The organism is Lacticaseibacillus sp. YLM2-1 (genome assembly GCF_056583465.1).
Genome location: NZ_CM152617.1, coordinates 863,243 through 885,781 on the forward strand (window position 1 = coordinate 863,243; position 22,539 = coordinate 885,781).

Sequence of the window (22,539 nt, forward strand, 5' to 3'; positions counted from 1 at the left end):
GAAACAGACTGAAAGTCTGACGGAAACCTGCACACACGAAACTTTGTTTAGTTTTGAGGGGATCACCCTCAAGCACCCTAACGGGTGCGACTTTGTTCTTTGAAAACTGGATATCATTGTATTAATTGTTTTAAATTGCCGAGAACACAGCGTATTTGTATGAGTTTCTGAAAAAGAAATTCGCATCGCATAACCGCTGACGCAAGTCAGTACAGGTTAAGTTACAAAGGGCGCACGGTGGATGCCTTGGCACTAGGAGCCGATGAAGGACGGAACTAATACCGATATGCTTCGGGGAGCTATAAGTAAGCTTTGATCCGGAGATTTCCGAATGGGGGAACCCAGTACACATCAGTGTATTGCTTGTCAGTGAATACATAGCTGGCCGGCGGCAGACGCGGGGAACTGAAACATCTCAGTACCCGCAGGAAGAGAAAGAAAACTCGATTCCCATAGTAGCGGCGAGCGAAGTGGGAAGAGCCCAAACCGAGAAGCTTGCTTCTCGGGGTTGTAGGACTGGACATTGGAGTTACCAAAGTCCGACGTAGTCGAAGTCAGCTGGAAAGCTGCGCCACAGAAGGTGAAAGCCCTGTAAGCGAAACGTCGAACCCTCCGTCCAGGATCCTGAGTACGGCGGAACACGTGAAATTCCGTCGGAATCCGGGAGGACCATCTCCCAAGGCTAAATACTCCCTAGTGACCGATAGTGAACCAGTACCGTGAGGGAAAGGTGAAAAGCACCCCGGAAGGGGAGTGAAACAGTTCCTGAAACCGTGTGCCTACAATTAGTCAAAGCCCGTTAATGGGTAATGGCGTGCCTTTTGTAGAATGAACCGGCGAGTTACGTTTGCTTGCGAGGTTAAGATGAAAAGTCGGAGCCGTAGCGAAAGCGAGTCTGAACAGGGCGAATGAGTAAGCAGATGTAGACCCGAAACCAAGTGACCTACCCATGACCAGGTTGAAGGTGTGGTGAAACACACTGGAGGACCGAACCCATGTATGTTGAAAAATGCTGGGATGAGTTGTGGGTAGCGGTGAAATTCCAAACGAACTTGGAGATAGCTGGTTCTCTCCGAAATAGCTTTAGGGTTAGCCTCGGAGGATGGATCATGGAGGTAGAGCACTGTTTGAACTAGGGGCCCATCAAGGGTTACTGAATTCAGATAAACTCCGAATACCATCGATCTTACTCCGGGAGTCAGACAGTGAGCGATAAGGTCCATTGTCGAAAGGGGAACAGCCCAGATCACCAGTTAAGGTCCCTAAATTTATGCTAAGTGGAAAAGGATGTGGCGTTGCACAGACAACTAGGATGTTGGCTCAGAAGCAGCCACCATTTAAAGAGTGCGTAATAGCTCACTAGTCGAGTGGCACTGCGCCGAAAATATACCGGGGCTAAGCATAATACCGAAACTGTGGGTGCACCCGTAAGGGTGCGCGGTAGGAGAGCGTTCTAAGGGCGTTGAAGGTCGATCGTGAGGACGGCTGGAGCGCTTAGAAGTGAGAATGCCGGCATGAGTAGCGAAAGATCAGTGAGAATCTGATCCACCGTATGACTAAGGTTTCCTGGGGAAGGCTCGTCCTCCCAGGGTTAGTCGGGATCTAAGGCGAGGCCGAGAGGCGTAGTCGATGACAAGCAGGTTGAGATTCCTGCACTAGTTTATTTTGTTTAAGCGATGGAGGGACGCAGGAGGCTAAGGAAAGCGCACGGCTGGAAATGTGCGCCCAAGCAGCAAGTCTGACAGCGAGTGAAATGCTTGCAGTCTTAAGGACAAGCTGTGATGGGGAGCGAAATTATAGTAGCGAAGTTCCTGATGTCACACTGCCAAGAAAAGCTTCTAGTGAGAAATAAACTACCCGTACCGCAAACCGACACAGGTAGTCGAGGAGAGTATCCTCAGGTGAGCGAGCGAACTCTCGTTAAGGAACTCGGCAAAATGACCCCGTAACTTCGGAAGAAGGGGTGCTGACCGCAAGGTCAGCCGCAGTGAATAGGCCCAAACAACTGTTTATCAAAAACACAGGTCTCTGCTAAATCGTAAGATGATGTATAGGGGCTGACGCCTGCCCGGTGCTGGAAGGTTAAGAGGATGAGTTAGCGCAAGCGAAGCCCAGAATTGAAGCCCCAGTAAACGGCGGCCGTAACTATAACGGTCCTAAGGTAGCGAAATTCCTTGTCGGGTAAGTTCCGACCCGCACGAAAGGCGTAATGATTTGGGCACTGTCTCAACGAGAGACTCGGTGAAATTATAGTACCCGTGAAGATGCGGGTTACCCGCGACAGGACGGAAAGACCCCATGGAGCTTTACTGTAGCTTGATATTGAGTGTTTGTACCGCTTGTACAGGATAGGTAGGAGCCGTAGAGATCGGAACGCTAGTTTCGATGGAGGCGTTGGTGGGATACTACCCTAGCTGTATGAACACTCTAACCCGCGCCACTAATCGTGGCGGGAGACAGTGTCAGGTAGGCAGTTTGACTGGGGCGGTCGCCTCCTAAAATGTAACGGAGGCGCCCAAAGGTTCCCTCAGAATGGTTGGAAATCATTCGCAGAGTGTAAAGGTATAAGGGAGCTTGACTGCGAGACTGACAAGTCGAGCAGGGACGAAAGTCGGGCTTAGTGATCCGGTGGTTCCGTATGGAAGGGCCATCGCTCAACGGATAAAAGCTACCCTGGGGATAACAGGCTTATCTCCCCCAAGAGTCCACATCGACGGGGAGGTTTGGCACCTCGATGTCGGCTCATCGCATCCTGGGGCTGTAGTCGGTCCCAAGGGTTGGGCTGTTCGCCCATTAAAGCGGTACGCGAGCTGGGTTCAGAACGTCGTGAGACAGTTCGGTCCCTATCCGTCGCGGGCGCAGGAAATTTGAGAGGAGCTGTCCTTAGTACGAGAGGACCGGGATGGACGTTCCGCTGGTGTACCAGTTGTGCCGCCAGGCGCATCGCTGGGTAGCTATGAACGGCAGGGATAAACGCTGAAAGCATCTAAGTGTGAAGCCCCCCTCGAGATGAGATTTCCCATTCCTATATGGAAGTAAGACCCCTGAGAGATGATCAGGTAGATAGGCTGGAAGTGGAAGTGCAGCGATGCATGGAGCGGACCAGTACTAATCGGTCGAGGACTTAACCAAGTAAGCGTGCAAGCAGGCGCAGGTTTCTGCGACTGCGAACACATTTCGATGACAAGTACGTTAAGTTCAAGGCAGCAATTAAACAATGATAGCCAGTTTTGAGAGCGCAAAGTTCTCATAAGTGTGGTGGCGATAGCAAGAAGGATACACCTGTTCCCATGCCGAACACAGAAGTTAAGCTTCTTCACGCCGAGAGTAGTTGGTGGGAAACTGCCTGCGAGGGTAGGAAGCTGCCACGCTTACATATGGAGGATTAGCTCAGTTGGGAGAGCGTCTGCCTTACAAGCAGAGGGTCACAGGTTCGAGCCCTGTATCCTCCATTGAGCCGTTAGCTCAGTTGGTAGAGCAACTGACTTTTAATCAGTGGGTCGACAGTTCGAGCCTGTCACGGCTCAGAGAATTATTGGTTTTAAATGGCGGCTCAAGTCGATTTTTCGCCGACTTAGCTCAGTTGGTAGAGCATCTGTCTTGTAAACAGGGGGTCGAAGGTTCGAATCCTTTAGTCGGCATGGTACCAATAATTTGATAGCACCATGTTTCATGCGGAAGTAGTTCAGTGGTAGAACATCACCTTGCCATGGTGGGGGTCGCGGGTTCGAATCCCGTCTTCCGCTTTCCAAGCACAGTGCCGAGGGTGTGCTTGGTCAAACCTATCCTCGGCATTATCATGATTTGCACCCATAGCGCAATTGGATAGAGTGTCTGACTACGAATCAGAAGGTTGTAGGTTCGACTCCTACTGGGTGCATTATCGGGAAATAGCTCAGCTTGGTAGAGCACCTGGTTTGGGACCAGGGGGTCGCAGGTTCGAATCCTGTTTTCCCGATTGGACATTTTTGTCCCTTAGTTTTTCGCGGTGTAGCTCAGCTGGCTAGAGCGTCCGGTTCATACCCGGGAGGTCGAGGGTTCGATCCCCCCCGCCGCGATTGAGCTTGGACCTTTAGCTCAGTTGGTTAGAGCAGACGGCTCATAACCGTCCGGTCGTAGGTTCGAGCCCTACAAGGTCCATCTTTACAGGGTGGTCGCTGTTCGGTATAATCGATATGTTATTGTTATCGCGGGATGGAGCAGTTCGGTAGCTCGTCGGGCTCATAACCCGAAGGTCGCAGGTTCAAATCCTGCTCCCGCAATTTATATGGTTCCATGGTCTAGTTGGTTAGGACGCCTGCCTGTCACGCAGGAGATCACGGGTTCGAGTCCCGTTGGGACCGTTTGCGGCTCGGTAGCTCAGTCGGTAGAGCAATGCATTGAAGCTGCATGTGTCGGCAGTTCGATTCTGTCCCGCGCCATATTCATAATCATTTTTATGCGGGTGTAGTTTAGTGGTAAAACCACAGCCTTCCAAGCTGTTGTCGCGAGTTCGATTCTCGTCACCCGCTGCGGTTATGATCATGGGCCTATAGCTCAGTTGGTTAGAGCGCACGCTTGATAAGCGTGAGGTCGGTGGTTCAAGTCCACCTAGGCCCATTGTTCCATTTATAGTTTCATATACACATGGAGAAGTACTCAAGTGGCTGAAGAGGCGCCCCTGCTAAGGGTGTAGACCGGGAAACTGGTGCGAGGGTTCAAATCCCTCCTTCTCCGTTGTGGCCCGTTGGTCAAGTGGTTAAGACACCGCCCTTTCACGGCGGTAACATGGGTTCAAATCCCGTACGGGTCATGTTTAGATGGAGAATTACCCAAGTCTGGCTGAAGGGAACGGTCTTGAAAACCGTCAGGTGGGCGTAAGTCCACGCGAGGGTTCGAATCCCTCATTCTCCTTTATAATTATCGCGGGATGGAGCAGTTCGGTAGCTCGTCGGGCTCATAACCCGAAGGTCGCAGGTTCAAATCCTGCTCCCGCAATTTATATGGTTCCATGGTCTAGTTGGTTAGGACGCCTGCCTGTCACGCAGGAGATCACGGGTTCGAGTCCCGTTGGAACCGTCTCTCTCAATTGAGAGAAAAATACAATAGTTTAGTTCCAAATGGCTCGGTAGCTCAGTCGGTAGAGCAATGCATTGAAGCTGCATGTGTCGGCGGTTCGATTCCGTCCCGCGCCATTATGGAGGAGTAGCGAAGAGGCTAAACGCGGCGGACTGTAAATCCGCTCCTTCGGGTTCATAGGTTCGAATCCTATCTCCTCCATTTTATAGGGATATAGTTTAATGGTAGAACTACGGTCTCCAAAACCGTCAGTGTGGGTTCAACTCCTACTATCCCTGCTTTTATAATGGCGGTATTGGTGAAGCGGTTAACACACCGGTTTGTGGCACCGGCATACGTGGGTTCGATCCCCACATACCGCCCTTTTTACTGGGGTATAGCCAAGTGGTAAGGCAACGGACTTTGACTCCGTCATGCGCTGGTTCGAATCCAGCTACCCCAATTTCTCCAACTGCCATAGGGGAAAGGCACTTAATTGAAATATGGCGGTGTAGCCAAGCGGTAAGGCATGGGTCTGCAAAACCTTGATCGTCGGTTCGATTCCGATCACCGCCTTATCTTGCGGCAATCGCCAAGAGAGTGTATTATCATTTAATATTATGCCGGTGTGGCGGAATTGGCAGACGCGCGGGATTCAAAATCCCGTTCCAGCGATGGAGTATCGGTTCGACCCCGATCACCGGTATCACAAACCTTCCTAGGAAGGTTTTTTTTTTGCCTTGAAAATCTGTGCCACAAACAAAGATGTTCCCAATACATTTTTGATCACACCCGATTTAAAAAAGTGTACAGTTTGGCACAAATCATGGGGCCGCTGTTTTTGCATGAAAATTGTATGATTTCTGACACACGAAAAAAAGACCCAGCGCTTCTTCATCCTACGTAAAAGTAAGATGCTCCTGAGTCTTTTTTCGTTATCTGATACTGTCCTTTTTGACGATTGCTGCCAGTTGACTTGCTATTCTTCGCGAGAGAACTTCAATATCTTGATCCGAGACCGTTCCAATGCGCGACGATGACGCTGCAGCAAAGGATCTTCAGAACTGTCTGTCTGACTGATGACAGCTGCCTCGAAGGCCTCATATTCCAAAGGTGACAACCGTGCCAGAAACTGTGCAAACTCGATTCGCATAAGTAGACCATCTTCATACGATCTGAGAGCCAGACGTTCTTGAAGAGATTCAAGTGCGCTGTCTTCAACTGGGATTGCGGTCGCGTCGATGCGGCGTTTATGCGCAAAGTGTTTCCGCAAGACTGAACGTAGGTGTGACTGCAATACCATTCGATAGTAGGGACCAAATTGGGATCCGCTAGAGCCATCATATCGAGTAATTGCTTTGAGCATCGCAATCCTGGCCTCTTGTAACCAGTCTTCATGTGAAAAATCCCTGAGATGGTACGGTCTTAACACCGTTAGGACTAGCGGTCGATATTGCTTAAACAATTGGCTGAATGCAGTTGAGTTTGTGATTGCTTCATTGATTAATGTTAACTCTGTGGCTTTCATATCTCCTCCTCCCCCGACTTACTAGCTTTTTCATTCTACAATAAAGCGTTTCCAATTGAATAGCGAACAATCGTTCATGAATATTTTTTAGGGGAACAGAATGCTTACAACCAAAGGCATATGTTGGGGCAATATTGACAACATTATTTTAGTATTTTTTTCACGATTTTTTTAAGAGTCACGACATCTTTAAAGGAATAGAAAGGGGGCAGTAGAATGACCTATTGTTAATTGGTGATTCGGTGGTCGGAGAGCGTGTTATTACAAGCATGATTTGAAAATTGGTATGACAAAAAATGATGATATTTTAATGGCGTGAAGGCAGCTTTAGATATCTTAGAACGGCAATTTTAAAAAAATAATGTTGGCGCCTTCATATGCGATACCATCGGGAAAATAGCGAATTTATAAAGAATAATCAATTTTACATTGATCATGACATGCGTTATATTAAACGAGTTACTTTTTTAGGGAGGTATTCGATAATTTCTTCAAATAAAGAAAATAATAAAATTGGTCTATTTCAGTTAGTTATGCTGGCTTTGGGTTCCTTGATTGGTTCAGGCTGGCTCTTTGGTTCTTGGGAAGCAGCAGCAGTAGCTGGTCCGGCGGCGATTCTGTCTTGGGTGATTGGCGGCTTGATTATTGGCATCATTGCTTATAATTACATTGAGCTTGGGACCATGTTTCCTGAATCAGGCGGAATGAGCAAATATGCTCAGTACTCGCACGGTTCTTTAGTTGGCTTTATCGCTTCTTGGGCCAACTGGATCTCGCTAGTGACGTTGCTGCCGATTGAAGCAGTGGCTGCCGTGCAATATATGGCATCATGGCCGTGGCAGTGGGCTAGCTTTACGCACGGTTTTTTGGCTGATGGGCGTATCACATCGCAGGGGTTGCTGGTGGTGTTTGCTTTCATCATTATTTTTACGTTACTTAACTATTGGTCAGTCTCATTACTGACACGATTCACGAGCTTCATCTCGATCTTCAAAATTGGGGTGCCTTTGCTGACGATCACGCTGTTGGCACTTTCAAGCTTCCATCCCGGCAATTATGGGCATTCTTTAGCAACCTTCATGCCTTATGGGAGCGCACCTATCTTTGCGGCCACTTCAGTTTCTGGGATTATTTTTTCCTTTAACGCGTTTCAAACCGTCATCAACATGGGAAGCGATGTTAAGAAACCGCAAAAAAATATTGGGCGCGGAATTGCAATTTCGTTACTGATTAGTGCGGTCATTTACATTTTATTGCAAAGCGTTTTTATCACGACAATTTCGCCGAAGCTGTTAGCAGCACATGGTTGGCAAGGGTTGAATCTCAACTCCCCATTTGCTGACTTGGCGATTCTGCTGGGTATTCACTGGTTATCAGTTTTGTTATATATGGATGCCTTTGTTTCCCCGTTTGGGACTGGCGTTTCATTTGTTGCTTCATCTGGGCGGGCGTTGCAGGCGATGGTCAGCAACAACCATATTCCCAAATTTCTTGGGAAACTTGATGAAAAGTATGGTACACCACGAGTGGCGATGGTGGTGAATGCGTTGCTTAGCATGGTTATGGTTTCGATTTTTCCATCTTGGGGTACGTTAGCTAGCGTCATCTCCACGGCAACGTTGATTGCTTACCTGACAGGTCCTATTACGGTCATCTCCTTGCGTGACATGGCCCCGGATTTTAAGCGGCCAGTGAAGTCGAGTCTCTTGCGGGTGATGGCACCATTGTCATTTGTGCTAACCTCATTAGCGGCTTACTGGGCAAAATGGCCGACAACGGTTGAAGTGATCGGCGTTATTTTCTTGGGTATTCCTTTCTATTTGTTCTATGAATGGCGATCAGGCTGGGCAAGCACGCTTAAGCAATTGAAGGCGGCAGCTTGGATGCTGGTATATTTGCTATTCCTGTCACTCATCTCACTTATTGGCAGCAGTGAGTTTAATGGTTTGAATTGGATTCACTATCCTTTAGATTTTGTTGTCATTATCATTGGTGCTTTGGGCTTTTATGCTTGGGGAATTAATAGTCACATTTTCTCTAAATATTTCCGACGCGCTGCAAGAGTGAATGACAAAGTTAAAATGCCGCGGCAGTAGCAACTTTTATTAGAAAAAACACGTCTCTGGTCAGAAACATGATCATCGACGTGTTTTTTGGTATGATGGAAGACATTCTGATTCTTGGCCATTGCCGCAGATGCTTTGAGCCGCCGGTGGTGAAGGCTCGTTTGATAAAATGCTAGATGGCATAACTTACGACTTTTGCCTGATGATGGTGTGATGGCGACAAGGTAAGATAATTTTAAAGGTTTGAGGGAAAATTGCATTTAGCTATGCCTATCTTTATACTTATACTAAACAAATGACGTCTGGAGGGGATTAGGTGAATATCGGGATTTTTACAGATAGCTACTTTCCACAAGTCAGTGGCGTCGCGACGTCCATCAAGACCTTGAAGGACGATCTGGAGCGTAAGGGCCATCAGGTTTATATTTTTACAACGACTGATCCGCATGTGCCGGACGACGCCGTTGAACCTAATTTATTCCGATTTACCAGTGTACCGTTTGTCTCATTCACGGATCGGCGAATTGCGGTTCGTGGGCTTTTTCATGCTTACGCAGTGGCGAAGGAATTGAACTTGGACATTGTTCATACACAAACTGAATTTTCGATGGGGTATATCGGCAAATTTGTCGCCAAGCAGTTGAAAATTCCGACAATCCATACTTATCACACTATGTATGAGGATTATCTGCATTATGTCCTGAATGGTCATTTGCTGAAGCCTTATCATGTGAAGCAGTTTACGCGGGCGTTTCTTTATCATGTCAGTGGCGTTGTTGCGCCTTCTGAACGCGTTTATGATACGCTGCGGCGATATGGCGTCAAAACTGAGATCAAAATCATTCCAACTGGGGTTGATTTGACTCAGTTTGCCCAGCAAAAAGATCCGTATTTACGTGACAAGCTCGGGTTGGCGCATGTCCCGGTTTTGGTCTCACTCAGTCGGGTCGCGTATGAAAAGCGAATTGATAAGGTGATCAGTGCCATGCCTAAAATTCTGGAACAGGTGCCCCAAGCGGTGCTGTTAATTGTTGGCGATGGGCCTGCGCGTGAAGACTTAGAGGCGCAAGTCGCTGAGCTGGGTCTCAAGGAGCATGTCCGATTCACCGGTGAAATTGACCATGATGATGTTGGTGACTATTACCGGGTTGGCGATGTGTTTGTATCGGCAAGTGACTCCGAGTCACAGGGGTTAACTTATATCGAAGCGATGGCGGCGGATCGGAAAGTGGTTGCCTTGACAGGGGATTATACGGATCAACTTTTGGATGATCCGGCGTTAGGGACAACATTTTCAACTGAGACTGAAATGGTGCATCAGGTCGTGAATTACTTGAAACATCCAAATGCTTACGATGATGCTAAGCCGCGTCAAGAAAAGTTAGCGGCAATTTCTGCAGATCGATTTGGCGATCGGGTTTTGGATTTCTATCAAGACATTTTGTCACACTATTCGCCTAATGAGGCCGATGAAGCTGCACCATGGACCGATGAAGATTCCAGTAAACGGACCATGAAAGGTTAAATATGATTGTTATTAATATGTTTTCCTCTGCCAATAAGGTTGCAGGACAAGGAGTTGGCGCAGTCTACACAGAACTGATGGGCTTGCTGAAACACGATTTTTCAAATGAATTTGAAGTTAACGTCAATCGTTATACGCGTAGTGACATCAGCCATTATCATACGATTGATCCTAAATTTTATTTATCTACTTTCTCCAAAAAACGGGGTCGCAAGATTGGCTTTGTTCACTTTGTGCCGAGTACACTGGATGCGAGTCTGAAGTTGCCGCGAGTGGCGCGGTGGACGCTTGATAAGTATACGTTGGCTTTTTATAAGCGAATGGATCAGTTAGTGGTGGTGAACCCGAATTTTATTCCTAAGTTAGAAGCTTATGGGATCAGTCGCGACAAAGTGACTTATATTCCTAATTTCGTATCGCAACGAACGTTTCATCCAGTATCCACTGAAAAGCGGCAGGCTTTGCGACATGCCAATGGCTTTAAACCTGATGATTTTGTCATTTTTGGCGCGGGTCAGGTGCAGGATCGTAAGGGTGTCAGCGATTTTATCAAATTAGCAAAACAAAATCCGGAATTTCGTTTTGTTTGGGCAGGTGGGTTCTCTTTTGGCCGCATTACTGAAGGCTACGACCATTTGAAGAAGGCCGTAGCAGAAGCCCCGGCAAACTTGGATTTCACTGGGATTATGCCACGAGAGACAATGATTGACTATTACAATATGGCCGATGTTTTCTTATTGCCTTCTTATGAAGAGCTGTTCCCAATGTCCGTCCTTGAGGCTTTTGCAACGGGAACGCCAGTGATGGTGCGGGATCTTGAGCTGTATCACCAAATCATCACACCTTATGCCATCACGGCTGTTGATGTTGACGATATGCAGTCTCGATTGCGGGCACTTGCGGATGATCATGATCTTTTGGCAACTTATGCAACTAAGAGTCGACAAGCTGCTGAAGTTTACGATGAAAGCCGACTTGAAAAAGTCTGGCACGATTTCTATCTTCATCAAGCTGCACTGGGGAAGCACTAGCCGAGGAGTTATATGACACGGAAGAACAAACTGGCTGTCTTAATCATGATTTTGATTGGCGCCGGTATTTTTATTTATGAAGCTCGTGATCTGAACGGCGCACAATTAATCCACGAACTATTGACGCTTGATCTCAAGTGGCTGCTGGTGGCTTTTTTGCTCATGTTTGGGTCGTGGATCATTGAAACTTTTGTGGTTCAGATCTTTATTCGAAGTGAAGCTGATGATTTAGACTTTAAAACCGCTTTGCGTGTGCCGTTGGTTGAACAATTGTTTAATGCAATTACGCCGATGGCTTCTGGTGGTCAGCCAGCCCAATTATTTGCTTTGATGCAAAGTGGCGTTGAAGCTGGCCGGGCAAGTTCCGTGTTGTTGATGAAGTTTGTCGTGTATCAATTCATGGTCCTGATTAACTTTGTCCTGACACTATTCATCGGGTTTGATCAGGTGTCCAAGCATTTTGGGGCGCTTGCTTTGTTCATCGTTTTTGGTTTTGTGATTCATGTGGTTGTCATCGTAGGCTTGCTCATGGTGATGTATTACTATAAGTTCACAAAAAAATTAGTGAATTTGGTGATGATACCGATTGGCTGGTTTGTCAAACCTGAGAAAAAACTTGCCATGCAAAGTAACCTTGATCATAAAATTGACACCTTTTACGCAGAGAGTTTGCACTTGAAACGCGAAAAGAAGCGGGTCATCAAGGCTTGCTTGTTGACACTTGTGCAATTGCTGCTTTACTATGCAGTGCCGTACTTTGTGCTCCTGTCGCTTGGCGTAAGTCATGTTAGTATCGTTGAGGTCATCGTGTTGCACGTGATGATTGTGATGATTGTCAGCCTGTTTCCGATTCCAGGTGGTGCTGGCGGTGCCGAGTATAGCTTTAAGACCTTGTTTGCGACTTATGTTGCGTCGCCTTCAAAATTGATTCTAGGGATGTTGTTATGGCGGTTCTTGACCTATTACCTAGGGATGATCTGCGGCATCATTGCCATGGCATTCCCGCCAAAAAGCAAACGTACGTGAGCGACTGAGAAAAATCAAAGCTCAGGGAGGGCGTAATGTCGTCAGCAAGCGAAGAACTGAACCAGTATTGGCCTGCCTTTAGACAAAGCAAACGTTATGCGCCATTGTTAGGGATCGGAGACGCCGAGATTAAGCATATCTTGACCGGCATCGTTGAATTGGTGATGGCTCAAAATCAGCATCACATTAAGGCGTGGCAAATCAACGAAATTGCTGCTGCCCTGAGACCTGCTTTGGAGACTAGCTGGGCCACCCCAAAACAGGAGCAGCGAATTTTGGCACGATATGCTTCGTGGGTGAATATTTTTTTAACATGGCTGGCAGAAGCCGGTAAGGTCGCATTTACATCGGCAGACGTTGCTGCTGTGATGGCGATACTTTATCCGTAAGCTACATGTCGATAAATAAAAAGCGCTTGGTAATCAGACCAATTTTGATCTGATAACCAAGCGCTTTTATCTATTGTCTTCAAAACTAGGCGGCTTTATGCGCAGCTATGAATGCTTGCAAACGTTTGACTGCCTCCTTGAGGTCAGCCATGGAAGCCGCATAGCTGATGCGAATATAACCTTCGCCACCAGGGCCAAACGCAGTACCTGAGATCAGCGCAAGTTTCTGCTCTGTGGCAAGCGATTGCGTGAATTGTCGCGAATCAAGCCCCAGTTCGATCGGGATTTTGGCAAAAAGATAGAAGGCGCCATCCGGCCGAGCAACGTCGAAGCCCATGTCCAAAAGCGCCTGATAGACAAAATCGCGGCGTTTAGCATAGGCGGCTTTCATCACCTGTGCATCATCTTGTCCGTTCGTCAAAGCTTCGATGCCAGCGCGTTGTGCAATGGTGGTTGCCGCGGTGACGAGATACTGGTGCACTTTTTTCGCCTCTGCGATCAAAACTCGCGGACCCATCAAAAAACCGATTCGCCAGCCGGTCATGGCATGTGATTTTGACAGACCATTCACGACAAAAGTTCGGTCGTAAGCATAACTGCCCATGGAAACATGTGAGTCACCATAAGTTAGTTCGGAATAGATCTCATCGCAAATAATATAAAGATCATGTTCAGCAGCAGTTGCGGCAATCGCTTTAACCTCAGACGCACGATAAGTGACGCCAGTCGGATTGCTTGGATAGTTTAAAATGATGCCTTTTATTTTGGCATCAGGATGAGCAGCAATCGTTGCTTCGATCAGCGCTGGGGTCAAGACAAAGTTGGTTTTGCTAGTGTCCATATAGATCGGTGTCACATGATTCAACGTAAGCAAAGGGATGTACCCCGGATAAATCGGTGACGGCACCAGCATGGCATCACCTGGATCGCTGATGGTTGTAATGGCAGTTGCCAAAGCCTCGGTAGCGCCCACGGTGACAAGGATTTCATCTTCAGCAGCGTAATCAGTAGCATATTTTGTTTTGAAAAAGTGTTGCGCAGCTTCCCGCAGTTCTGGATCACCCACCATTCCGGTATAATGAGAATAATTTTCCTGAATAGCTTCAATGCCAGCCTGTTTAACGTGCTCAGGCGTATTGAAATCGGGTTCACCTAACGTTAACTTCAAAATACCGGGAATCTTGCTGACGCTTTCGTCAAATTGCCGGATTTCACTAACGTCGATATCGGTTAATTGTTTATTTAATGGTTGCAACTTCATGGGCGATCTCCTTAGTATGTAGGTTGCAAATAGCATAGTCCATTTTCCCTCATAGTTGCAATGCAATAAAACTGCAATTCAAAGAGAGATTTCTCCCACAGAGGCCGTGGTTTATGCTAAGCTATTTCTTGAAATAGGAAAAATAAACAGCGCGTGATCCCGCCCAGATGAGATTCGATGTGTCAGTGCCAATGATTGGCATGTTGGCTCGCAAGGTGGTGATCGCGTTTATAGGAGGCCATTTTATGAAACAATCACAGCTCGTGGCCATCATCAAGCGCCTAGAAGCCATGCAGGCAGGCGATGGCGAGACCCAGTCGCGCCGCTTCGAAAAAAATGGTGATGAAAAGGGCCTCGTGACATACGATCCCAAGACCGAAACTTATGAACTTGAAGAATTAGGCACTCACCAAACCTTTCAGTTTGATAATATCGATCTTGCGGCCATGGAAATCTATGATTTGATGGATTTTGATGAAGACGATGGCACAAGTGACAGCACCAGCGATCAAGCACCAGCTTGATCAACGACAAAAGCGAACTGACAAGGTTCGCTTTTTGTGTAGCACATGATCAGAAGCGCTTGGAAATGGTATTCAGTAGCCGTCAAAACCTGATCCGAATTTAAAGGCTTCTTTAAAATCACCATGGATTGGCCCAAATAGGTCCAGAAAGTTTGTCTTTTTCAAAACAAGCGGTTATCCTAGCGAATGTGCTATACTTTTGACATTAAACAATGACTTGGAGGCTCCACATGAACCAGCTTGGCAGTAAACTCAGGGGATTTTTTAATACCCGGCTCGGGTTTTTTGTGCTTGCCATCGTCCTTTTTTGGGCGAAGACATACTGGGCATATCAATCAAAATTCAATCTGGGCGTCACCGGTAGCTTTCAACATCTGATCTTGGCGATCAACCCGATTCCAACCACACTGTTCCTTTTTGGCATCGCACTATACATGTCAGGGCGTAAATCGTACATTACGATGCTGATTATTGATGCACTTACATCGGTGTGGCTTTTTGCCAATGTCCTTTACTATCGAGAATTTTCGGACTTTCTGACATTTGCATTGATCAAAGGGTCAGGCGCCGTGTCCAATAACCTCAATAAAGGCATCATGGGTATTGTGCAACCAACAGATTTTATTGTTTTCGCTGACGTCCTCATTTTGATTCTGTTGCTTGTTTTTAAAGTCATCCGGATGGACATTCGACCGATTAAGAAACGCTTTGCGCTCGGGGTTTCGGTTTTAGCTGTCGCGATGTTCGCAGCTAATCTCAGTATGGCTTATAGTGACCGTTCAGGCTTACTGACGCGTACCTTTGACAATAACTATATTGTTAAGTATTTAGGGCTTAATGCCTATACTGTTGTTGATGGGGTCAAAACAGCACAAAACAGTGCCACGAAAGCAAACGCTGATTCAAGCGATGTGAAATCTGTTTTGAATTATCTTAATAAGAACAGAGTCACACCTAATGCGCAATATACTGGTGTTGCCAAAGGAAAGAACGTTTTTGTGATCCATTTGGAAAGCCTTCAGCAGTTTATGATTGACTTCAAATGGGATGGGCAGGAAGTGACACCTAATCTAAATAAGCTCTATCATGAATCTGATACGTTATCCTTTGACAATTTCTTTAATCAAGTTGGCCAAGGGAAAACTGCCGATGCTGAGATGATGATGGAAAACTCACTGTTTGGTTTACCTGAAGGCGCAGCCATGGTTACTGATGGCACAACCAATACTTTCCAGGCAGCGCCAGCAATTTTGGATCAGCAAGGTTACACAACAGCATCATTCCACGGCGATGTGCCGAGTTTTTGGAACCGAGACAACACCTATAAGTCTTGGGGCTATGACTACTTCTTCTCGAAAAATTATTTTTCAAGTGGGAAGAACTACGATGTCGGCTATGGGCTAAAGGATAAGATTTTCCTCAAAGACTCAGCTCAGTACATTGAGCAATTACCACAACCGTTCTATGCCAAAATGATCACGGTCACAAATCACTATCCGTATACTTTGGATAAAGCCAATCAAACCATCGAGAAGACGGATACTGGCGACGACACCGTTGATGGCTATGTTCAAACTGCCCGTTATCTTGACGAAGCACTGGGTGAGTTTTTCAATTGGTTGAAGGAAACTGGTCTGTATGACAAATCAATGATTGTTCTTTACGGTGATCACTATGGTATTTCGAATAACCATAAAAAAGCCATGGCAAAGCTTACGAACATTTCTGGTTTCAATGATTATGACAACGCCATGTACCAGCGAGTACCATTTATGATTCACATGTCAGGCTTAAAAGGTGGTATTAATCATACGTACGGTGGTGAGATTGACGCACTGCCAACAATATTGAACCTGTTAGGTGTGAAAGATAACGATACAGTTCAATTTGGGTCCGACTTGTTATCCGCGGATCATCCGCAAACCGTGGCCTTCCGAAACGGCGACTTTGTCACGCCAGACTTTACAAAGGTTGGTAGTCAATATTTCAATACCACGACTGGTAAGAAAATCGACAAGTTATCAGAAAGCCAGAAGGAAAGTGTTGATGCGTCCACTAATCGAGTGACCACCGAACTTTCTCTGTCTGATCGCGTCATTAACGGCGATTTGTTGCGATTCTATACACCGGCCGGTTTTAAGAAGGTTGATCGAAGTGACTTTTCATATAAGCTGACAGATACAAAGAAAAAGTTGAAAGCCGCGCAAAAGAAGGGCACGAGCCTAAAAGCGGAAAATAAGGGTAAGTCAGTTGCCGATGAGTATAAGACCGATGCACCCGAACTTAAAGACGATAGCGATAGCAGCAGTAGCGAGTCAAAGTAGCAATCGAATTCATTGAAAGCAGCGTTCAGCGGCGAGCGCTGCTTTTTCTGTGTCCACAAAATGTGCTGTAGCGAATGGGATTACTGACCTGAAGCTGCTTATTCTGAACTTTTGTAAGTAAACAGTTGTGCTAGATTAGAAAAGAGCGTACAATTTTACTAGATGATAATAGTTACAAATAGGAGGCTGGCTATGAATCAGGCGGTTTACAACAAAACAATTAACTTGCTCAAAGCGAAGCAGATTCGGGTCACCCCGCAGCGTGAAGCGATTATTTCGTACATGATTGACAGTACGGCACATCCGACTGCGGAAATGATTTATGCGAAGCTGTCGCTGCAGTTTCCGCATATGAGTGTTGCAACCGTATATAATAATCTACGGCTTTTGGTTGATCTTAATCTAGTTGAAGAAATGTCGTCTAATGATGCGGCCACTCATTTTGATTTTCCCATTGAGCCACATTATCACGCCATTTGTACAAACTGCGGCAGAATCTTTGATTTCAGTTATCCAGGCGTTACAGATGTTGAAGCAGTGGCGGCTAAGAAAACCGGCTTTAAAGTGAGTGGCCATCACCTCGAAGTTTACGGTATTTGCCCTGATTGCCAAGTGAAATTAGGTATGAAGTAATTGAGTCCAATAAGGCGGTGCATTACGGCGATTAAGTCGTATGTACCGCTTTTTGTTGGGTAGGTTAAGCAACATCACGCAACAATCAATTAGGCCGTATGGACAGGAGCATCGCGTGGTTTTGCTGGAAACTCAAAAAAATACTTGCACACCGTCTGAGTTGCTGGTATTATATTATTGCTGTCAAAAAGCAATTCCTTTTCTAAAAAGGGTAAGGTAGAAGCGCTTGCATCTTCCATTTAACAGGATATTTAATAAAAATGTTGACAGTTGTTTGTCAGCGTGATAATCTATCAAAGTTGTCTTTTGACAAGGTCGTCCTTTGAAAACTGAACAAAGTTTCGTTTAAATGTGCAGGGTCCTTGGTGCTTCGGTACCGAGGCAAGAAGTAACATTTGCGAAGTCAATTCGCTAGAACAACAAATCGAGCTATTCGAACAGCTCATATTTATATGAGAGTTTGATCCTGGCTCAGGATGAACGCTGGCGGCGTGCCTAATACATGCAAGTCGAACGAGTTCTCGTTGATGATCGGTGCTTGCACTGAGATTCAACATGGAACGAGTGGCGGACGGGTGAGTAACACGTGGGTAACCTGCCCTTAAGTGGGGGATAACATTTGGAAACAGATGCTAATACCGCATAGATCCAAGAACCGCATGGTTCTTGGCTGAAAGATGGCGTAAGCTATCGCTTTTGGATGGACCCGCGGCGTATTAGCTAGTTGGTGAGGTAATGGCTCACCAAGGCGATGATACGTAGCCGAACTGAGAGGTTGATCGGCCACATTGGGACTGAGACACGGCCCAAACTCCTACGGGAGGCAGCAGTAGGGAATCTTCCACAATGGACGCAAGTCTGATGGAGCAACGCCGCGTGAGTGAAGAAGGCTTTCGGGTCGTAAAACTCTGTTGTTGGAGAAGAATGGTCGGCAGAGTAACTGTTGTCGGCGTGACGGTATCCAACCAGAAAGCCACGGCTAACTACGTGCCAGCAGCCGCGGTAATACGTAGGTGGCAAGCGTTATCCGGATTTATTGGGCGTAAAGCGAGCGCAGGCGGTTTTTTAAGTCTGATGTGAAAGCCCTCGGCTTAACCGAGGAAGCGCATCGGAAACTGGGAAACTTGAGTGCAGAAGAGGACAGTGGAACTCCATGTGTAGCGGTGAAATGCGTAGATATATGGAAGAACACCAGTGGCGAAGGCGGCTGTCTGGTCTGTAACTGACGCTGAGGCTCGAAAGCATGGGTAGCGAACAGGATTAGATACCCTGGTAGTCCATGCCGTAAACGATGAATGCTAGGTGTTGGAGGGTTTCCGCCCTTCAGTGCCGCAGCTAACGCATTAAGCATTCCGCCTGGGGAGTACGACCGCAAGGTTGAAACTCAAAGGAATTGACGGGGGCCCGCACAAGCGGTGGAGCATGTGGTTTAATTCGAAGCAACGCGAAGAACCTTACCAGGTCTTGACATCTTTTGATCACCTGAGAGATCAGGTTTCCCCTTCGGGGGCAAAATGACAGGTGGTGCATGGTTGTCGTCAGCTCGTGTCGTGAGATGTTGGGTTAAGTCCCGCAACGAGCGCAACCCTTATGACTAGTTGCCAGCATTTAGTTGGGCACTCTAGTAAGACTGCCGGTGACAAACCGGAGGAAGGTGGGGATGACGTCAAATCATCATGCCCCTTATGACCTGGGCTACACACGTGCTACAATGGATGGTACAACGAGTTGCGAGACCGCGAGGTCAAGCTAATCTCTTAAAGCCATTCTCAGTTCGGACTGTAGGCTGCAACTCGCCTACACGAAGTCGGAATCGCTAGTAATCGCGGATCAGCACGCCGCGGTGAATACGTTCCCGGGCCTTGTACACACCGCCCGTCACACCATGAGAGTTTGTAACACCCGAAGCCGGTGGCGTAACCCTTTTAGGGAGCGAGCCGTCTAAGGTGGGACAAATGATTAGGGTGAAGTCGTAACAAGGTAGCCGTAGGAGAACCTGCGGCTGGATCACCTCCTTTCTAAGGAAACAGACTGAAAGTCTGACGGAAACCTGCACACACGAAACTTTGTTTAGTTTTGAGGGGATCACCCTCAAGCACCCTAACGGGTGCGACTTTGTTCTTTGAAAACTGGATATCATTGTATTAATTGTTTTAAATTGCCGAGAACACAGCGTATTTGTATGAGTTTCTGAAAAGAAATTCGCATCGCATAACCGCTGACGCAAGTCAGTACAGGTTAAGTTACAAAGGGCGCACGGTGGATGCCTTGGCACTAGGAGCCGATGAAGGACGGAACTAATACCGATATGCTTCGGGGAGCTATAAGTAAGCTTTGATCCGGAGATTTCCGAATGGGGGAACCCAGTACACATCAGTGTATTGCTTGTCAGTGAATACATAGCTGGCCGGCGGCAGACGCGGGGAACTGAAACATCTCAGTACCCGCAGGAAGAGAAAGAAAACTCGATTCCCATAGTAGCGGCGAGCGAAGTGGGAAGAGCCCAAACCGAGAAGCTTGCTTCTCGGGGTTGTAGGACTGGACATTGGAGTTACCAAAGTCCGACGTAGTCGAAGTCAGCTGGAAAGCTGCGCCACAGAAGGTGAAAGCCCTGTAAGCGAAACGTCGAACCCTCCGTCCAGGATCCTGAGTACGGCGGAACACGTGAAATTCCGTCGGAATCCGGGAGGACCATCTCCCAAGGCTAAATACTCCCTAGTGACCGATAGTGAACCAGTACCGTGAGGGAAAGGTGAAAAGCACCCCGGAAGGGGAGTGAAACAGTTCCTGAAACCGTGTGCCTACAATTAGTCAAAGCCCGTTAATGGGTAATGGCGTGCCTTTTGTAGAATGAACCGGCGAGTTACGTTTGCTTGCGAGGTTAAGATGAAAAGTCGGAGCCGTAGCGAAAGCGAGTCTGAACAGGGCGAATGAGTAAGCAGATGTAGACCCGAAACCAAGTGACCTACCCATGACCAGGTTGAAGGTGTGGTGAAACACACTGGAGGACCGAACCCATGTATGTTGAAAAATGCTGGGATGAGTTGTGGGTAGCGGTGAAATTCCAAACGAACTTGGAGATAGCTGGTTCTCTCCGAAATAGCTTTAGGGTTAGCCTCGGAGGATGGATCATGGAGGTAGAGCACTGTTTGAACTAGGGGCCCATCAAGGGTTACTGAATTCAGATAAACTCCGAATACCATGAATCTTACTCCGGGAGTCAGACAGTGAGCGATAAGGTCCATTGTCGAAAGGGGAACAGCCCAGATCACCAGTTAAGGTCCCTAAATTTATGCTAAGTGGAAAAGGATGTGGCGTTGCACAGACAACTAGGATGTTGGCTCAGAAGCAGCCACCATTTAAAGAGTGCGTAATAGCTCACTAGTCGAGTGGCACTGCGCCGAAAATATACCGGGGCTAAGCATAATACCGAAACTGTGGGTGCACCCGTAAGGGTGCGCGGTAGGAGAGCGTTCTAAGGGCGTTGAAGGTCAATCGTGAGGACGGCTGGAGCGCTTAGAAGTGAGAATGCCGGCATGAGTAGCGAAAGATCAGTGAGAATCTGATCCACCGTATGACTAAGGTTTCCTGGGGAAGGCTCGTCCTCCCAGGGTTAGTCGGGATCTAAGGCGAGGCCGAGAGGCGTAGTCGATGACAAGCAGGTTGAGATTCCTGCACTAGTTTATTTTGTTTAAGCGATGGAGGGACGCAGGAGGCTAAGGAAAGCGCACGGCTGGAAATGTGCGCCCAAGCAACAAGTCTGACAGCGAGTGAAATGCTTGCAGTCTTAAGGACAAGCTGTGATGGGGAGCGAAATTATAGTAGCGAAGTTCCTGATGTCACACTGCCAAGAAAAGCTTCTAGTGAGAAATAAACTACCCGTACCGCAAACCGACACAGGTAGTCGAGGAGAGTATCCTCAGGTGAGCGAGCGAACTCTCGTTAAGGAACTCGGCAAAATGACCCCGTAACTTCGGAAGAAGGGGTGCTGACCGCAAGGTCAGCCGCAGTGAATAGGCCCAAACAACTGTTTATCAAAAACACAGGTCTCTGCTAAATCGTAAGATGATGTATAGGGGCTGACGCCTGCCCGGTGCTGGAAGGTTAAGAGGATGAGTTAGCGCAAGCGAAGCCCAGAATTGAAGCCCCAGTAAACGGCGGCCGTAACTATAACGGTCCTAAGGTAGCGAAATTCCTTGTCGGGTAAGTTCCGACCCGCACGAAAGGCGTAATGATTTGGGCACTGTCTCAACGAGAGACTCGGTGAAATTATAGTACCCGTGAAGATGCGGGTTACCCGCGACAGGACGGAAAGACCCCATGGAGCTTTACTGTAGCTTGATATTGAGTGTTTGTACCGCTTGTACAGGATAGGTAGGAGCCGTAGAGATCGGAACGCTAGTTTCGATGGAGGCGTTGGTGGGATACTACCCTAGCTGTATGAACACTCTAACCCGCGCCACTAATCGTGGCGGGAGACAGTGTCAGGTAGGCAGTTTGACTGGGGCGGTCGCCTCCTAAAATGTAACGGAGGCGCCCAAAGGTTCCCTCAGAATGGTTGGAAATCATTCGCAGAGTGTAAAGGTATAAGGGAGCTTGACTGCGAGACTGACAAGTCGAGCAGGGACGAAAGTCGGGCTTAGTGATCCGGTGGTTCCGTATGGAAGGGCCATCGCTCAACGGATAAAAGCTACCCTGGGGATAACAGGCTTATCTCCCCCAAGAGTCCACATCGACGGGGAGGTTTGGCACCTCGATGTCGGCTCATCGCATCCTGGGGCTGTAGTCGGTCCCAAGGGTTGGGCTGTTCGCCCATTAAAGCGGTACGCGAGCTGGGTTCAGAACGTCGTGAGACAGTTCGGTCCCTATCCGTCGCGGGCGCAGGAAATTTGAGAGGAGCTGTCCTTAGTACGAGAGGACCGGGATGGACGTTCCGCTGGTGTACCAGTTGTGCCGCCAGGCGCATCGCTGGGTAGCTATGAACGGCAGGGATAAACGCTGAAAGCATCTAAGTGTGAAGCCCCCCTCGAGATGAGATTTCCCATTCCTATATGGAAGTAAGACCCCTGAGAGATGATCAGGTAGATAGGCTGGAAGTGGAAGTGCAGCGATGCATGGAGCGGACCAGTACTAATCGGTCGAGGACTTAACCAAGTAAGCGTGTTCGCAGGCGCAGGTTTCTGCGACTGCGAACA

At 47.6% G+C, this 22,539-nt stretch carries 10 protein-coding genes, 25 tRNA genes and 4 rRNA genes; 37 read left to right on the plus strand and 2 right to left on the minus strand.

Annotated elements, in window-relative coordinates; genetic code table 11:
- Positions 1-214: 214 nt before the first annotated feature.
- The 27 genes from AC07KQ_RS04110 to AC07KQ_RS04240 all read left to right on the plus strand — a co-directional run bounded on the left by AC07KQ_RS04110 (position 215) and on the right by AC07KQ_RS04240 (position 5,743).
- Positions 215-3,132, plus strand: a 23S ribosomal RNA gene (locus tag AC07KQ_RS04110).
- A gap of 122 nt (positions 3,133-3,254) precedes the next feature.
- A 5S ribosomal RNA gene (gene rrf / locus AC07KQ_RS04115) occupies positions 3,255-3,371 on the plus strand.
- A gap of 8 nt (positions 3,372-3,379) precedes the next feature.
- Positions 3,380-3,452, plus strand: a tRNA-Val gene (locus tag AC07KQ_RS04120).
- Between the two features lie 2 nt (positions 3,453-3,454).
- Positions 3,455-3,527, plus strand: a tRNA-Lys gene (locus tag AC07KQ_RS04125).
- Between the two features lie 41 nt (positions 3,528-3,568).
- Positions 3,569-3,641 (plus strand) — tRNA-Thr (locus AC07KQ_RS04130).
- A 33-nt stretch (positions 3,642-3,674) separates the two neighbouring features.
- Positions 3,675-3,746 (plus strand) — tRNA-Gly (locus AC07KQ_RS04135).
- A gap of 60 nt (positions 3,747-3,806) precedes the next feature.
- A tRNA-Arg gene (locus AC07KQ_RS04140) sits at positions 3,807-3,880 on the plus strand.
- A 4-nt stretch (positions 3,881-3,884) separates the two neighbouring features.
- A tRNA-Pro gene (locus AC07KQ_RS04145) sits at positions 3,885-3,958 on the plus strand.
- Between the two features lie 26 nt (positions 3,959-3,984).
- Positions 3,985-4,058: transfer RNA gene (locus AC07KQ_RS04150), tRNA-Met, on the plus strand.
- An 8-nt stretch (positions 4,059-4,066) separates the two neighbouring features.
- Positions 4,067-4,140 (plus strand) — tRNA-Ile (locus tag AC07KQ_RS04155).
- 48 nt (positions 4,141-4,188) lie between these two features.
- A tRNA-Met gene (locus tag AC07KQ_RS04160) sits at positions 4,189-4,262 on the plus strand.
- Positions 4,263-4,269: 7 nt separating this feature from the next.
- Positions 4,270-4,343, plus strand: a tRNA-Asp gene (locus AC07KQ_RS04165).
- 5 nt (positions 4,344-4,348) lie between these two features.
- A tRNA-Phe gene (locus AC07KQ_RS04170) sits at positions 4,349-4,421 on the plus strand.
- 19 nt (positions 4,422-4,440) lie between these two features.
- A tRNA-Gly gene (locus AC07KQ_RS04175) sits at positions 4,441-4,511 on the plus strand.
- Positions 4,512-4,525: 14 nt separating this feature from the next.
- Positions 4,526-4,599: transfer RNA gene (locus AC07KQ_RS04180), tRNA-Ile, on the plus strand.
- Between the two features lie 29 nt (positions 4,600-4,628).
- Positions 4,629-4,716: transfer RNA gene (locus AC07KQ_RS04185), tRNA-Ser, on the plus strand.
- A gap of 4 nt (positions 4,717-4,720) precedes the next feature.
- Positions 4,721-4,792, plus strand: a tRNA-Glu gene (locus tag AC07KQ_RS04190).
- Positions 4,793-4,801: 9 nt separating this feature from the next.
- Positions 4,802-4,893, plus strand: a tRNA-Ser gene (locus AC07KQ_RS04195).
- Between the two features lie 10 nt (positions 4,894-4,903).
- Positions 4,904-4,977: transfer RNA gene (locus tag AC07KQ_RS04200), tRNA-Met, on the plus strand.
- Between the two features lie 7 nt (positions 4,978-4,984).
- Positions 4,985-5,058 (plus strand) — tRNA-Asp (locus AC07KQ_RS04205).
- Between the two features lie 43 nt (positions 5,059-5,101).
- A tRNA-Phe gene (locus tag AC07KQ_RS04210) sits at positions 5,102-5,174 on the plus strand.
- A gap of 4 nt (positions 5,175-5,178) precedes the next feature.
- Positions 5,179-5,259: transfer RNA gene (locus AC07KQ_RS04215), tRNA-Tyr, on the plus strand.
- A gap of 6 nt (positions 5,260-5,265) precedes the next feature.
- Positions 5,266-5,336 (plus strand) — tRNA-Trp (locus AC07KQ_RS04220).
- Positions 5,337-5,347: 11 nt separating this feature from the next.
- Positions 5,348-5,420: transfer RNA gene (locus AC07KQ_RS04225), tRNA-His, on the plus strand.
- 8 nt (positions 5,421-5,428) lie between these two features.
- Positions 5,429-5,500, plus strand: a tRNA-Gln gene (locus AC07KQ_RS04230).
- 42 nt (positions 5,501-5,542) lie between these two features.
- Positions 5,543-5,613: transfer RNA gene (locus AC07KQ_RS04235), tRNA-Cys, on the plus strand.
- 46 nt (positions 5,614-5,659) lie between these two features.
- A tRNA-Leu gene (locus AC07KQ_RS04240) sits at positions 5,660-5,743 on the plus strand.
- 273 nt (positions 5,744-6,016) lie between these two features.
- Here AC07KQ_RS04240 and AC07KQ_RS04245 read toward each other — a convergent pair.
- Positions 6,017-6,565 carry a sigma-70 family RNA polymerase sigma factor gene (locus AC07KQ_RS04245; RefSeq protein ID WP_003564071.1) on the minus strand — a complete coding sequence of 183 codons (549 nt, stop codon included), beginning with the start codon at positions 6,563-6,565 and terminating at the stop codon, positions 6,017-6,019.
- A 533-nt stretch (positions 6,566-7,098) separates the two neighbouring features.
- On the opposite strand from AC07KQ_RS04245, the gene AC07KQ_RS04250 reads away from it, so the two are divergent.
- From AC07KQ_RS04250 to AC07KQ_RS04270, 5 genes are all read left to right on the plus strand, one after another.
- Positions 7,099-8,661 carry an APC family permease gene (locus AC07KQ_RS04250; RefSeq protein WP_016386418.1) on the plus strand — a complete coding sequence of 521 codons (1,563 nt, stop codon included), beginning with the start codon at positions 7,099-7,101 and terminating at the stop codon, positions 8,659-8,661.
- 286 nt (positions 8,662-8,947) lie between these two features.
- On the plus strand, positions 8,948-10,156 hold the full coding sequence (locus tag AC07KQ_RS04255) for a glycosyltransferase family 4 protein (RefSeq protein WP_003564075.1): 1,209 nt from the start codon (positions 8,948-8,950) through the stop codon (positions 10,154-10,156).
- Between the two features lie 2 nt (positions 10,157-10,158).
- A complete protein-coding gene (locus AC07KQ_RS04260; RefSeq protein WP_003564079.1) occupies positions 10,159-11,187 on the plus strand; it encodes a glycosyltransferase family 4 protein in 1,029 nt (342 codons plus the stop codon).
- A gap of 12 nt (positions 11,188-11,199) precedes the next feature.
- Positions 11,200-12,213, plus strand: a complete 1,014-nt coding sequence (locus AC07KQ_RS04265; protein ID WP_003564081.1) for a lysylphosphatidylglycerol synthase transmembrane domain-containing protein — start codon at positions 11,200-11,202, stop codon at positions 12,211-12,213.
- A 35-nt stretch (positions 12,214-12,248) separates the two neighbouring features.
- Entirely contained in the window at positions 12,249-12,602 is a 354-nt protein-coding gene (locus AC07KQ_RS04270; RefSeq protein ID WP_003564083.1) for a hypothetical protein, read from the plus strand.
- An 85-nt stretch (positions 12,603-12,687) separates the two neighbouring features.
- On the opposite strand, the gene AC07KQ_RS04275 is transcribed toward AC07KQ_RS04270, so the two are convergent.
- The gene (locus AC07KQ_RS04275) at positions 12,688-13,863 is read right to left on the minus strand and encodes a pyridoxal phosphate-dependent aminotransferase (RefSeq protein WP_003564085.1); all 1,176 of its coding nucleotides are present in this window, start codon (positions 13,861-13,863) and stop codon (positions 12,688-12,690) included.
- 245 nt (positions 13,864-14,108) lie between these two features.
- Here AC07KQ_RS04275 and AC07KQ_RS04280 point away from each other — a divergent pair, with 245 nt between their 5' ends.
- The 5 genes from AC07KQ_RS04280 (at position 14,109) to AC07KQ_RS04300 (ending at position 22,498) form a co-directional block, all read left to right on the plus strand.
- Complete coding sequence (locus AC07KQ_RS04280) at positions 14,109-14,387, plus strand: YkuJ family protein (RefSeq protein ID WP_003564087.1); 279 nt, start codon at positions 14,109-14,111, stop codon at positions 14,385-14,387.
- Positions 14,388-14,617: 230 nt separating this feature from the next.
- On the plus strand, positions 14,618-16,711 hold the full coding sequence (locus tag AC07KQ_RS04285; protein ID WP_003660176.1) for an LTA synthase family protein: 2,094 nt from the start codon (positions 14,618-14,620) through the stop codon (positions 16,709-16,711).
- Between the two features lie 192 nt (positions 16,712-16,903).
- A complete protein-coding gene (locus AC07KQ_RS04290; RefSeq protein ID WP_274991147.1) occupies positions 16,904-17,344 on the plus strand; it encodes a Fur family transcriptional regulator in 441 nt (146 codons plus the stop codon).
- A 448-nt stretch (positions 17,345-17,792) separates the two neighbouring features.
- Positions 17,793-19,362 (plus strand): 16S ribosomal RNA (locus AC07KQ_RS04295).
- Between the two features lie 218 nt (positions 19,363-19,580).
- Positions 19,581-22,498: ribosomal RNA gene (locus tag AC07KQ_RS04300) — 23S ribosomal RNA — on the plus strand.
- The 16S and 23S rRNA genes sit together here, the layout of an rRNA operon.
- The last annotated feature ends 41 nt before the right edge of the window (positions 22,499-22,539 follow it).